The 13,573-nt window shown below is 44.5% G+C and carries 10 protein-coding genes; 1 reads left to right on the forward strand and 9 read right to left on the reverse strand.

Going from position 1 to position 13,573, the window contains the following annotated elements:
- Positions 1–79 precede the first annotated feature (79 nt).
- Positions 80–1,369: an NCS2 family permease gene (locus AC5YBX_RS12725; protein ID WP_475514550.1), complete on the reverse strand. Its 1,290-nt coding sequence runs from the start codon at positions 1,367–1,369 to the stop codon at positions 80–82.
- A 905-nt stretch (positions 1,370–2,274) separates the two neighbouring features.
- Positions 2,275–3,813, reverse strand: a complete 1,539-nt coding sequence (locus AC5YBX_RS12730) for a M17 family metallopeptidase (protein WP_494521188.1) — start codon at positions 3,811–3,813, stop codon at positions 2,275–2,277.
- 257 nt (positions 3,814–4,070) lie between these two features.
- Here AC5YBX_RS12730 and AC5YBX_RS12735 point away from each other — a divergent pair, with 257 nt between their 5' ends.
- Complete coding sequence (locus AC5YBX_RS12735; RefSeq protein WP_494521187.1) at positions 4,071–5,531, forward strand: aminoacyl-histidine dipeptidase; 1,461 nt, start codon at positions 4,071–4,073, stop codon at positions 5,529–5,531.
- Positions 5,532–5,931: 400 nt separating this feature from the next.
- On the opposite strand, the gene AC5YBX_RS12740 is transcribed toward AC5YBX_RS12735, so the two are convergent.
- The 7 genes from AC5YBX_RS12740 to AC5YBX_RS12770 all read right to left on the reverse strand — a co-directional run bounded on the left by AC5YBX_RS12740 (position 5,932) and on the right by AC5YBX_RS12770 (position 12,930).
- Positions 5,932–6,474: a DUF4287 domain-containing protein gene (locus tag AC5YBX_RS12740; protein WP_494523783.1), complete on the reverse strand. Its 543-nt coding sequence runs from the start codon at positions 6,472–6,474 to the stop codon at positions 5,932–5,934.
- Between the two features lie 787 nt (positions 6,475–7,261).
- Positions 7,262–8,239, reverse strand: a complete 978-nt coding sequence (locus AC5YBX_RS12745) for a transposase (protein ID WP_494523784.1) — start codon at positions 8,237–8,239, stop codon at positions 7,262–7,264.
- 366 nt (positions 8,240–8,605) lie between these two features.
- The gene (locus AC5YBX_RS12750; RefSeq protein WP_494523785.1) at positions 8,606–9,199 is read right to left on the reverse strand and encodes a hypothetical protein; all 594 of its coding nucleotides are present in this window, start codon (positions 9,197–9,199) and stop codon (positions 8,606–8,608) included.
- A 13-nt stretch (positions 9,200–9,212) separates the two neighbouring features.
- A protein-coding gene (locus AC5YBX_RS12755) for an IS3 family transposase (RefSeq protein ID WP_494523786.1) occupies positions 9,213–10,258 on the reverse strand; the annotation gives its coding sequence in 2 pieces (ribosomal slippage) (positions 9,213–10,039 and positions 10,039–10,258; 1,047 coding nt in all).
- Positions 10,259–10,283: 25 nt separating this feature from the next.
- Positions 10,284–11,359, reverse strand: a protein-coding gene (locus AC5YBX_RS12760) for an IS3 family transposase (RefSeq protein ID WP_494523787.1) whose coding sequence is annotated in 2 segments (ribosomal slippage) — positions 10,284–11,107 and positions 11,107–11,359 — 1,077 coding nt in all. Because the reading frame shifts where the segments join, the coding sequence is not laid out codon by codon here.
- Positions 11,360–11,452: 93 nt separating this feature from the next.
- Positions 11,453–12,574 (reverse strand): ISAs1 family transposase, encoded by a 1,122-nt coding sequence (locus tag AC5YBX_RS12765; protein ID WP_494523788.1) that lies wholly within the window; start codon positions 12,572–12,574, stop codon positions 11,453–11,455.
- A 110-nt stretch (positions 12,575–12,684) separates the two neighbouring features.
- Complete coding sequence (locus AC5YBX_RS12770; RefSeq protein WP_494523789.1) at positions 12,685–12,930, reverse strand: hypothetical protein; 246 nt, start codon at positions 12,928–12,930, stop codon at positions 12,685–12,687.
- Between the last annotated feature and the right edge of the window lie 643 nt (positions 12,931–13,573).

Genomic DNA, 13,573 nt, shown 5'->3' on the forward strand with positions numbered 1-13,573 from the left:
AAAGAAACAGTTTACTAAATGGTAAGAGTCTCACACAAAATAGACATGTGAGACTCTGTAAAAAGTGGGCTGAAGTTAGTTAGCCATAGATAAACTTAGCTAAAAATAGAACGGCTAATACTGCCACGCCCAGGCTCAAATCTTTATAACGACCACTTAATAGCTTAATCGCCGCATAGGCCACAAACCCCATGGCAATACCCGTTGCTATCGAGAAGGTCAGTGGCATTAAGATACATACCACCACCACTGGGGCCGCTTCGGTTAAGTCATCCCAATCAACATGCATTAGGCCCGACATCATTAAGATAGCCACATAAAACAAAGTGCCTGCGGTGGCATAGGCTGGCACCATACCGGCCAGCGGTGAGATAAACAGCGATAATAAAAACATTACCCCAACCACCACGGCGGTGAGTCCAGTGCGGCCACCGGCACTGACACCTGCGGTACTTTCAATGTAACTTGTGGTTGTTGAGGTGCCTAACATGGCACCAGCAATGGTCGCTGTGCTGTCGGCAGTCAGCGCGCGGTTCAATCTAGGCAAGCGGCCTTTATCATCCAGAAACCCACCACGATGGGCAACAGCCACTAAGGTGCCAGAGGTATCGAACAGATCGACAAACAAAAAGGCAAACACAACCGAGAGCATGCTGATCTCTAGGACACTAGAGAGGTCCATTTGCATAAAGGTCGGTGCAATAGAGGGTGGCATCGCCATCAGGCCATTATATTGCACATCGCCAAATAATACCCCCAGCACGGTGATCGACAGAATGCTGACGATAACGGCTGATTTCATGCCGCGATGCACCATGGCGATGATCATAAAAAAGCCCAGCACCGCCATCACAGCAGGAAATGCCGTCACATCCCCCATGCTGACCAAGGTCGCCGGATTCGCCACAACAATGCCAGCACTCTTTAGTCCGATTAACGCCAAAAACAGGCCTATGCCCGCCGCAATACCTAAACGCAGCGACATAGGAATACTGTTAACAATCCACTCGCGAATTTTGACTAAAGACAACACGAGAAAACAGACGCCAGACAGAAACACTGCACCTAGTGCCGTTTCCCAGCTATAACCCATTTCACCGACAACTGTGTAGGTAAAAAAGGCATTGAGCCCCATGCCTGGTGCTAATGCTATGGGGTAATTAGCCACTATCCCCATAATTAAACAGCCAATGGCGGCCGCAAGACAGGTCGCCACAAATACTGCGCCGTGATCCATGCCGGCATCAGCAAGCATCATAGGGTTAACGAAAATGATGTAGGCCATGGTTAAAAAAGTGGTTAATCCGGCCACCACTTCTTGCTTCAAACTAGTTTGATGTGCTTTTAATTTGAATAATTTTTCTAACATGGAACAAGGTTCCTTGAATAATAAGTCATTGTAGGGGTTAGTAATATCACCAGAGCACTGGGATATCGCGCGCCGATTATACTCGACAATGCCCCAATAACAGCCAATCAGAGAGCAATAAGATGCAGAACACTGAATTTTAGGCAAAAAAAAGCCTGCTCAAAGAGCAGGCAAGACATGTATCAAGTGTTCCTAACGGAAAAGAGTTACCGCGCTAGCGGATGACACTGACATATCATTCATGGGTCAATATGAACAATATGCAACTTGAGTCTAAAATTCCCCAATATTGGGGTAAGGTTGATGGATGATGCAACTACTTGCTATCAAGTGAACTAGGTTCAATTGATAAAGGGGTAGTTAACCCTTAAAGGACATAGCAAACAATCCGCCACGCAGAGCATCAGTGTTAAACCAAGTATTCTGCCAATAAACGTATTGCATTCCTGTATAAGACATAGTCAAAACTCCTAACAAAGTTGAATAAATGAAACTTGATATTAGTCGCTCAAATTGGGCGATATACCGCAGAGTCAACTTGTCGCTCGATTCCTTGGAGAATTATCCATCCTGGATAGACTTATGTTGGAGGGCCTGTGCCAACCAACGAAGCTATTATAATCAAAACCGTAATTTTATTACAACCCTTTATGGCAATTTTTTGTAAAAAAGGCTCATTTTGTAGTTTTAATACAACAAAACAACTTAAGCAGCGCATTAAGATCACACTATTTGGCTTTTTTTGAACTAAAAACGACAAGAGGCAAGCCTAAGCCTGCCTCCATCAACATAAGATAATTTGCCCCTCAATAGAGAGGTTCACACTAAAACTGAGTTAATGCACCTTAGTCATTGCACCAATCGACGCTCGCATGAGGTAACCCAAATTCATTGGCGCCAACGGCTCACTCAGCGGCAAAGATATATTGAAACAGACCCACTAAGGGGGCCGCCGTCGGTTTACCATACAGCGGTGAGCCTTCAGTGGCACTGCCTGCAATATCCACATGAGTATAAGCCAGCGGCTTATCACTCATTAAGCCGTGGGCTTGTAACCCTGAGGCTTTAAGTAAAAATGCTGCAGGGTATTGATGACCACGAGCCGTAACCGAAGAAGGCGCATTATTGGATGACACAATATCGGCCGCCGCGGAGGGGTCGATAAGCATCTTATAATCTTCACGGCGCAAACGAGACACCTCGATAGGCTCAGCCCACGCTTCACTCACCTCTTGCAATTGCTCCGCCACGCGCTGCGAACGCGCCACGGCATTTTCAACCACAGCAGTATAATTGCCATAACAGCGCACCACATGCCCTGTTAGGGTTGCGACCGAAAACAGCTGCGGTGCCACCGCATTAGCCGCCTTGATACGTAAATGCGACAGCAGATCGGCCAAGACTAAACGTCCCTCGGCATCGGTATTACCGATGCGCACGCGCACGCCCGCATGGCTACTGATGATCTCATCGGTAACAAAGGCTTCACTACCAATACTGTTACGTACCAACCCAAGCTCGGCAACGACGCGTATTCCCTTTGGCTTGAGTATGGCCAAGGTTTTCATCAGCCCGGCAATGGCAGCGGCCCCGCCTTTATCACGGCTCATGCCCGCCATGCCGCCACCGACCTTGATATCGGCGCCACCAGTGTCGTACACCACCCCTTTACCGGCAAAAAAGTAACTGCGGGTGATCTCGTCATCGGCACAATATTCCACCTTAACTACCCGAGGTTGGTGGCGCGATACCGCAAAAGAGGAGCGCCCAACGGCGCTCAGCAGAGGATAATCACGCTCAAGTACATCTCGATCTTCAATTACGCTCACGCTTAAGCCCGAATCTTGATACGCCTCAAGGCAATATTGTGCAAACGCGGGGGCCGACATCCGCTCGGGCTCGGTACCGCACAGATCTCGTGCAAGATGACGCCCAGCTTCGATGGCATTAAGTACCTTAGCCTGCACATCACTAACCAATAAACCAATAGTATCGATACCATCGGTGAGCGCGACCGCTTCACGCAGCTCTAATGCTTGCCACAGCTCTTGGCCACAAGCCAAAGCCGCAACAGCAAGTGATTGACGATATTGCTGGGCGTTACTCGGTGAAATAATCAATAGTGGCTGACGAGCCCCAGCATCTTTAGCCAGCGCAATGCCTTGACGGGCAGCCTCGGCGTAAATACGCACATCTTCAACATCCTGGTCATGACCCAGTACTGGCGCGACGATTAAACGCCCGCCAGCCAAACCGGGCGCAAATAATAAGGTGGCACTGCGCCCTACTCGCGCATCGACCTTAGCGCCATGGCGCGCCAGTAAACTGATCTCGTCGATATCGATAGCATCGATACTTGGCGTTACCACGATAAGTGCATCCCAGCCTGCACCTTCAAAAATGGCATCATTATCTTGTACATCAACAAACGTTATTGGATTCATATCCATTCCCTATGCTTGTGAACTCGATATCGCTCTGCGGCGGATCATCGTAGTCAGATTGTTGTGGCATTATTCACTTTATGTAGCAATAAAGCCAAGTGAAATCAGAACTATTGTTATCCTATCTGGCAACTTTGTATGACATATATCACAGGCAAAATCGACTTTAATCGACCCGAGTAAAATCACCTTATGATAGACTGTGGCCAATTTTGACCTCAAAGACCTATATTAAAGAATGAAAGAGGAGTTTGTCCGTGAGCACATTAAGTCAATTGCAACCTCAAGCCTTATGGCAGTGGTTTGAACAGATCTGCGCCATTCCCCACCCGTCAAAGCATGAGCAAGCATTAAGTCAACATATTCAAAACTGGGCCAAAGACAAAGGGCTCAGCGTTGTCGAAGATAAAGTTGGCAACCTGATCATTAAGAAACCCGCCACACCAGGCATGGAAAACCGTAAAGTCGTCGCCCTGCAAGCCCATATCGATATGGTGCCGCAAAAAAATGCCGACAAAGAACATGACTTTGAAAAAGATCCTATCGAAGCTTATGTCGATGGTGATTGGGTAAAAGCCAGAGGCACAACCTTAGGCTCAGACAACGGTATCGGCATGGCGTCGGCCTTGGCTATTCTGGGCAGCAATGATATTGCTCACGGCCCATTAGAAGTGCTACTGACCATAGATGAAGAAGCAGGCATGACCGGTGCATTTGGGTTAGAAGCAGGTTATCTTGATGCTGAGATCTTGATCAACACCGACTCGGAGCAAGAGGGTGAGATCTATATGGGCTGCGCCGGTGGCGTTGATGCTCAAATCAATGTGCCTATGGTATGGCAAGCGCCAGAGCCGTCAAACGCGACCTACACTCTGTCGATTTCAGGTCTCAAAGGCGGGCACTCAGGTGTTAACATTCATTTAGGCCGCGGCAATGCCAACAAGCTTCTGGCCCGTTTTTTATTTAATCACGCCGATGAGTTAGCACTTGAACTGACCAACTTTACTGGCGGCTCGCTGCGTAATGCCATCCCCCGCGAGGCAAGCGTCAGCTTTATGCTGCCCAGTGAAAATGTGGCGCGCCTAAATGAGTTAATGCAAGAGTTTACCGCTCTCGTTCGACAAGAGTTAGCCATTGCCGACCCAGATATGCAGTTAACCCTGCAAGAGGCTCCAGCGGCGAAACAGGTAATGAGTGAAGATGCGCAGCAAACGCTTATCGATCTGCTGCATGCATGCCCTAATGGCGTGATGCGCATGAGCGATGAGATAGCAGGCGTAACAGAAACCTCGTTAAACGTTGGCGTGATCTCAACCGAAGCAGAATCAGTCAATATTCTTTGTTTAATTCGCTCGCTTATCGATTCTGGTCGTAAAGAAGTGGAAGGCAACCTAACAGCACTGAGCAACTTAGCGGGCGCAGAGGTGGAGTTTAGCGGTGCTTACCCCGGCTGGAAGCCAGACAGCAGCTCCCCAGTGATGGCGATTGTCAAAGACACCTATGAGGCAATTTACCATAAAGAGCCAACCATTATGGTGATCCACGCCGGGCTTGAGTGTGGCTTGTTTAAGAAGCCTTACCCTGAGATGGATATGGTCTCCATTGGCCCCACCATCCGCTATCCTCACAGCCCAGATGAGATGGTATTGATTGAGACCGTCGATCAATACTGGAAGCTGCTTCTAGCCGTACTCGAACGTATTCCAGCAAAAGCCTAAGCGGCGATACATCAAAAAGGCGCCTATGAGTCATCATAGGCGCCTTTTTTGTCGGCAAAAAATACATAACAATTTGTCAGCATATTTAATAAGTTTAAATAGCTTGCAGTAGACTCCCCCCGAGAATTAACCACAATATAAGCAACAACACATCACTGGGAGACTTATCAGGCTGACCTAGAAGATAATAATTTATTTGAGAGCCATCGAGCCTAGCCACAGTCAACGACTCAACATCTCTGGCATATGTATTAAGCGTAATAAACAGCAATATTTATAGGTATAACCGCGAACTTCATTTAGTGCCCCCCCAATAAGAGCAGATAATCGCTTACTCAACAGTGAAACCGCACCGAGTAAGCCATTAACCGAATCATTTGATTGACTTTATTTATTTTGACTAAACTGATTTTTCGTATGCTTTTGATACCCAACCAATAACCTCAGCATCGACGTCAGATATGCTCTTTAGCTGTATTCTATGAGTACACATAGTACCAAATGGACCAGAATCCTCTAAGCGACCTTGAACCTCGATATCTTTGAGTTTCAAACCTAAATCTATTCTCGTTTTCGTTGCAGGTTTGATTAAGGCAAACTGTTTTTTTCTAATAAAACTGACACTTCCTTTTTTTGGCGTAATGACGATATCTTCACCTAACTTATTTATTTCTAAAAGAAGCATGTCATAAATTGGTTTGAGCAATGCTTTACCCTTATATTGCATTGACACCAAATCATCGGGAGAGTCAGTTTTATCTCTGGATAAGGTCACAATAGTATTGGCAAATCCATGCGTCACACCATGCTCTGTTTTTAAAAAAGTGACCGCCGCCGAGTGCTTTTCAAGGTTTTCTTTTTTCAATATTTGAATCCATTCTTCTAGCTTTTTGCCAGTTTTATCAGGCATATTTTCAATCATGGTTTGCAGTGTCTTATCCATATACTCCACCTTTTAATTCAAAATATAACGCCACATTAAGGCATAAAAACGCTACAACTAAACCTAAACCATTGCGCCATAAACACAAGCCAATCATGGTTAATTCTGAGTATGTTTTTGCACAAAAGTAAGCAGGTGTCTAAGTGAAGGTGTTGATATTTTTTGACTGGTAGCATTTAGTCGAGTTAGTTTTTATTGATTGATGGTCGCGTTAACCTTCATGGCAACCAATTGCCTGCAGCATGCCTTTCGTGCAGGTATTTCTTCGGCATCGCTGTAAACCCATCCTTGGGCGCTCTGCTATTTCATCCCTGAAATCGAAGGCCTCAGCCGCACCTACACCGAGTTCTAATCCTCTTCGATTTGGCGTTACTGGCGTCATTCTAGGTATTGAAAGCTAAATTATTTTTGAATCAAAGCTTGTTAGGATTAATGTTCTAATTGGTATGTTTCAGATTAATATTTGTATAGATTAACGCCCGCATCTGCAGCTGGTTTGGAGAGCAGCGGAAAACCAGTCCGACAACACGAGCTTATTACATGCTATAACTGCTTAAGTCAAAGAAGTAAGCCACCCATAGTTAATTAATAACATAGCACCATTATTTGCAGATTACTCCTATGCTGCCCATGATAGGCATCATAAATGAGAAAACTCGTCAAGATGGCAACTGGGGAGCATCCGATAAGTTTGAATTGATGAAAAGAAAACAAAAAGGCAGAATTTAAGGCATCACAAATTGACCTGACTGACAGGCCTAATACAGAAGTGGAAAGCGGCTAAATACTAGCTGAGCTGAAGATGCTGACAACTGCTTGCAAAGTGCCTTCGTCGTTTTTCTAGGTGAGTATAATAGTCATCAAGCTCTTGCAATGAACCAACGGGCCCTCTAAAAAGTTTGCCAAAATCAGTCGTTAATTTTAGCCAGTTTTCGGCGGGGAGATTAAGCCTTTGTAAGATATTTTCAGCACTTTTAGAAATAGCGCCTCGTTTATCTTCTCGGATAACTCTTCCGGTTTCATCCACCAACTCAAGGTAATCTTTAAAGCTGAACGCTATGCCTTTCGGTTGTTGTGCTCGCTCATTGCCAATAAACGCCAAAAGATGCTTAGGCTGCTCACCTTTCAGTGCAGCATTAACACGTAATTGGATACTGGTGTAGTCACTGCGCTCTGGAGTACTGGCCATCTTGGCTCTAACAGGGTTTAACTCTACATACGCCATACAAGCTAACAGTGCCGCTTCATCAAGTAAGGCCTGGCTTTTAAAGCGACCCTCCCAAAAATGCCCTGTGCAGTTATCCTCCATGTTGGCTTGCCTAGCGATGGGCTCATTGAGGCAGCGCATAAACCAACTGATATCACTGAGCCTTGAACGATATGTGGCAATAAGGTGTTTTAACTGGCTAACGTAATGCACTTCAATTAGCTCACCTTTGGCAAAGCGTTGAGTTAGGTCATTACCAGTAAACAACTTATGCCACTGTTCAACCACTTGCCTATCTGACCAGTTATTAGCCGTCTCGATATCGATATGAAGCACTAGGTGAAGATGATTGCTCATGACACAATAGGCCGCAACATCAATGGCAAACACTTCTGACAGCTTGAGTATTTGGGCTTCAACCCAGCCACGGCGATGGTCATAGTTTTTACCCGTGTATTGGTCTTCTCCGCATAAGAACGCACGGCGAACGACGCGGCTACAACAATGATAATAGGGTGTGTCTTCAAGACTAATTTGGGTACGGCGAGGGCGTGGCATAAAAACCTCCTTGTTCAATGCTCAATCAAAGCATAGCCGGAGGTTAACTTCTGCGCCATTAACGATGGATGTCTCAGTCAACTAATGATGGATGTCTCAGTCAACTAATGCTCTACGATTTCATCCATGAAATCGAAGGCCTCAGCCGCACCTACACCGAGTTATCACTCTCTTCGATTTGACCCGGTAAGAAAGTGTTGGACAGAACTGAGTCAGAAGTTTAGCTAAATTAGTAAAAAATAAATTAACTCAGGTATAGGTAAGTATCTGGAAGAACGCTACCTTCGAGGCTAAATTCATTAGCCACTTATAAGAAGGGAAGAAGCTCCGTAGAGTCATCCCTACAGTGGCTTTTGCATTTGGAAATCATGTTACTGGAGGCGCATCCTCAATGCCTTTTTGTTGCTGAATACTGACATCACCATCGTGAAGCAAAGAAACACACGGCGTAGTAAGTACTACTATTGTATTTCCATAGTCTAAGATTAGTCGCTTTGTACCTGTTAAAAGCTTCTGTTTGTCAGAGTCATTATGCTGACTAGCATGAAGTGAGAACTGCTCCCCTTTCTCAAACGGAATATTCGCTAAACTAAACTCGAACAGCTTCTTAAAGTCCGTTTGCACAACTCCGTATAAACCATCATGAGTAAAGGTTAGTGTATAGATGCCGTCTGTTATGGTCATTCCATCGAGAGTTAACTTTAAGTCATCAGAGTATAGTGAGGCTTGTAATTGACGCTCTTTCTCTTCGGGAAGCTGTAACTCCATCTGATACATATGCATCATGAATATATCTTTAGAAACGGGGATAGCGTCTGTTAATGCACTCCCATTGATAATAACCTGTTGAGCTTTTTTACTTTCAAATGAGGCCGAACTGAAGTCATCCCTATCCGTAAGCACAAATGTATTGCAAGTCTTTACTTTTGGTTTGGTAATCCTCCCATTTTTAACTGCCATCAAAAATAGAGAGTTAAGCTACTGCTAACGGTGGTTTACCTCCATTAGCTTTATGTGGTCGTTTATGATTATAAAACCACAGCCAATTTGTAGCATGTTCTTGAACTTCTTCCAACGTATCAAATAAGTTTTTACTCAACCAACTATATCGGATCGTTTTGTTATATCGTTCGATGTAAGCGTTTTGTTGTGGGTTTCCTGGTTGAATATATTCAATACCAATTTCATGCTGTTTAGCCCAGTTGGTGAATTCGTGACTTATAAACTCAGGGCCATTATCACAACGAATAATACTTGGCTTACCTCGCCACTCAATGAGCTGATTTAAGCTTCTGAGTACTCTAATCGCTGGAAACGAATAGCCTGCATCAATCACTAACCCTTCACGCTTAAAGTCATCAATGACGTTAAATAAACGTATTTTACGGCCATTACTTAACTGATCATGCATAAAGTCTAATGACCACACTTGGTTTCGCTTTATTGGCTCTTTCAGCGGTTCTGGCTTATGCCTTTTCAATCGCCTTCTGGGACGTATTCTCAAATTAAGGTCTAATTCACAGTAAATGCGATAAACACGTTTGTGGTTCCATTTAAAGCCTTCAACATTACGTAAATAATCATAACAAAGGCCAAATCCCCAGTCGGTTTCATCCTCGGTTAATTTGACGAGCCAATCGGCTATTTCAGCGTTTTCTGAGCTTAGTTTTGCTTGATATCGATAACAGCTTTCGCTGATACTAAAAACTAAACAAGCCAGCTTGATACTGATCTTCTTATTTGAAACCACATGCTGCGCCATCACTTTGCGTTGCGACGGCGTCACCACTTTTTTTGCAACGCTTCCTGTACTATTTCAGCTTTTAATCGCTCTTCGGCATACATTTTTTTAAGACGACGATTTTCTTCTTCAAGCTCTTTCATTCGAGCCATCAAGGAAGCATCCATACCACCGTATTTTGCTCGCCACTTGTAAAATGTGGCGCTACTCATACCGTGCTCACGGCACAACTCCGGGACAGGAACACCTGACTCGGCTTGCTTTGGTAATCCTCCCATTTTTAACTGCAATTAAAAATAGAAGTTAGGCAGCCATCAGTGGTGGCCTGCCGTTATTAGCTTTATGTGGTCTTTCATGATTGTAAAACCATAACCACTTAGTTGCATAGTCCTGCACCTCTTTAATTGATTCGAACAGGTACTTGCTGAGCCAACTGTACCGAATTGTTTTGTTATGCCGTTCGATATAAGCGTTTTGTTGTGGATTACCTGGTTGAATATATTCAATTCGAATATTCTGGCATTTAGCCCACGTTGTAAACTCAGTACTGATAAACTCAGGGCCGTTGTCACAGCGAATAACTGTTGGCTTAGCTCGATATTCAAATACCTGCTCTAGCGCTCTAATAACCCTTACAGCAGGAAGTGAAAATCCTGGTTCAATCACTAAAGCTTCACGCCGATAATCATCTATGACATTAAATAATCGGTAATTTCGACCATCTGATAACTGGTCATGCATAAAGTCGACAGACCATACTTGGTTAGGCTTTATCGGCTCTTTTAGTGGTTCCGGTGCATTTCGTTTGAGTCGACGTCTTGGACGAATACGCAGGTTCAGCGCTAGCTCACAGTAAATTCGGTACACTCGCTTATGATTCCATGGCTTGCCTTTTACATTACGTAAATAATCGAAGCACAGACCGAAGCCCCAATCATTTTCATCTTCGGTCAGCTTAATTAGCCAATTTGAAATCTGTGTATTTTCCGCCGATAATTTTGCTTGATAACGAAAGCATGTCTCACTGATAAAGAAAGCCGAGCAGGCCTTACTAATACTGATGTTGTGGTTAGCCACCGCAAACTGAGCGAGTTCTCTTCGCTCACAGGGCTTTACCACTTTTTTGCCATAGCTTCCTGAATGATTTCAGCTTTAAGACGCTCTTCTGCGTACATTTTTTTGAGTCGCCTATTTTCATCTTCTAGCTCTTTCATCCGAGCCATGAGTGATGCATCCATTCCCCCATATTTAGCACGCCATTTATAAAACGTTGCACTGCTCATACCGTGCTCTCGGCAAAGCTCAGGTGCGGGCGTACCAGCTTCAGCTTGCTTCAAAATCGTCATAATTTGACTATCCGTGTACCGCGACTTTTTCATATAGAACCTCCTGCGTTTAACTTACGAGAAAACTCTACTTTTAACAGCTGTTATTTTTCGGGGGGATTACCCCCAGGGTGAGAGCATGAATGCTTAAATATCACCCAACGTCTTTAAGCCTGCTGTTAGTACCTGCTCCAGATAATCAGTGCTGCCGTGTGCACGCTTCTGTTTGCGTGGGATACTGATTTTTCGAGTTGTTTCCGCTCGGAGCATATTCAACGCTATCTTCCTTGCTCCGGACAATACCTCCGCCGCATTGCCTCTATATATTTGACATTGGTCTTCCTTCATCGACGCGTCCAATACCCAATGCAGGCTATTTTCAACCGCCCAGTGGCTGCGTACTGCATTGGCAAAACGAGCCTTACTCAGTTTGGCCGAACTGATGTAATAACGGTACTCAAGGGATTCATTGCCGCTTTTCGTTCGACGATAGCTTAACGCAACACCAATACTTTTAAGCCCTTTCCATTCAGGGAAAGCGTCGGCTAAGCTGCCTGCGTCCATAACACAATAGGCTCTGGCTTCGTTACGTCCGTGCTGCTTCTCTAAGCAAAGCACTTCTTCGTCAATCTCGCTGCCAAGCGCCTTACGAACGGCATTATGCAGTGTTTTTTGATTACCTTTTACGGCAAGTAAATAATCTCCACCCCGCTCAATAATTTGTTCGGCGATATCTGTCTGACATCCCATGGCATCTATTGATATCAGACAACCTTTTATATCCAACAGCGCCAGTAATGCGGGAATGGCGGTAATTTCATTCGACTTACTTTCGGTTTTAACTTGCCCAAGCACGACGTTATTTTCTGTTGCGAAGGCATTTACCATGTGGATGGCTGACAGTCTGTTCTCGCGATTATATGAACTACATAGCCGTTTACCATCTATCGCAATAAGCTGACCGTCGGATAACTCAGCAACAGACTTCATCCAGTCGATAAAGCAATACTGAAACTGCTCGCTATCTATTCTCGATATGACTCGAGCAATAGTGTCATGAACAGGTAACCCATTCTTAAAAAGTCCTTTTTTGGCAAACCAGTTAAAGTGGAGATCGCCAAAATCTTCGATATCTTCCCAACCTTGTGCCCCAGCTATTGAGGCACAAACCACGAGGAATAAAATATCAGTAAATAGATGCTCGACTTTGGCTGACTGACGAGGATCTTCTAAGGAACTGAAGAACTGTTGAAATGCACCGGAGTTCATAGGGCTCTCCACAAAAGAGAGTATAAGATCACAGCCAATATGGCCCGTCCAGCTATTTGAGCGAATATCACCCTAATAGCTCAAATTATGTTCGCGATCTCGCCCTGGGATTACCCCTCTGTTTGCTCTAAGCCAAAGCTACAGCCTTGTATGTCTGGCATTTCACTATCAACAGCAGAGCTTTTCTTGAACTCATTGCTTATATCTTGAAGAAAAGTCTTTTCTATATTTGCATAATAAACATTCTTGATAGACTTCAGCTTATCTAACTCACATTTTTTGTAGTAGTCACCTATCTTAAATAGTTCTTTTTTTGAACGTAAGAACTCTTGCAGTTGCTTACGTACTCTTATCATCCTGATCTTAGAACCAACTCGCCCAATTAGAATCACCTTCGCGTATATTCCTCCGTCAAAGATACACATTTAAAACTCTAATGTAGAGGCCTTACAGGAGAAAAGGCCTCAGGCGATATGGCAGATCTTGCGTTTTCCCACGCATTACTTTTTGTATATCAAAACTAGCTGATTATCTGTAACGTATTTAGAAGCGTAACGAGCTTTGGGGCAAAAGCTTCTTAGCCTTTAACTCACTAGTCGTATCAAATGAAGTCCAATCGAAGAAGCGTTAGAGATAGGTGTAGGCGCGGTTTTGGCCCTTGGCGGCATGGATGCCGCCGTGGAGCGTATAGGGATATATTCACAGCGAGCCAAAAGAGCGCTTGCACATAACGCCTGCGGCAGGCTATTAATTGCCATTAAGGTGCGTCTTCAAAGAACATCAATAAATGAAAATTCAGCATAACGCTGCTCAAGTAAACTTAAAAAAATTCTAAACCTTCATTTCAAGGCCACCAAACTTTGGGGCAAAACTAGGTTAGCTTTTAATGCGTTATTAGTCTCAAATGAAGTTAAATCGAAGAGAGTCAATATCCCAGTGTAAGCACGGTTTTGGCCCTTGGTGGCAGGGATGCCACCGTGGAGCGTATAGGGACATATT

This window comes from Shewanella sp. 492, from assembly GCF_059338445.1.

What these genes read in the sequence shown, in the direction of transcription:
- AC5YBX_RS12725 (WP_475514550.1), bottom strand. Translation starts at nt 1,369, where the DNA reads ATGTTAGAAAAATTATTCAAATTAAAAGCACATCAAACTAGTTTGAAG.
- AC5YBX_RS12730 (WP_494521188.1), bottom strand. Translation starts at nt 3,813, where the DNA reads ATGAATCCAATAACGTTTGTTGATGTACAAGATAATGATGCCATTTTT.
- AC5YBX_RS12740 (WP_494523783.1), bottom strand. Translation starts at nt 6,474, where the DNA reads ATGGATAAGACACTGCAAACCATGATTGAAAATATGCCTGATAAAACT.
- AC5YBX_RS12745 (WP_494523784.1), bottom strand. Translation starts at nt 8,239, where the DNA reads ATGCCACGCCCTCGCCGTACCCAAATTAGTCTTGAAGACACACCCTAT.
- AC5YBX_RS12750 (WP_494523785.1), bottom strand. Translation starts at nt 9,199, where the DNA reads ATGGCAGTTAAAAATGGGAGGATTACCAAACCAAAAGTAAAGACTTGC.
- AC5YBX_RS12765 (WP_494523788.1), bottom strand. Translation starts at nt 12,574, where the DNA reads ATGAACTCCGGTGCATTTCAACAGTTCTTCAGTTCCTTAGAAGATCCT.
- AC5YBX_RS12770 (WP_494523789.1), bottom strand. Translation starts at nt 12,930, where the DNA reads ATGATAAGAGTACGTAAGCAACTGCAAGAGTTCTTACGTTCAAAAAAA.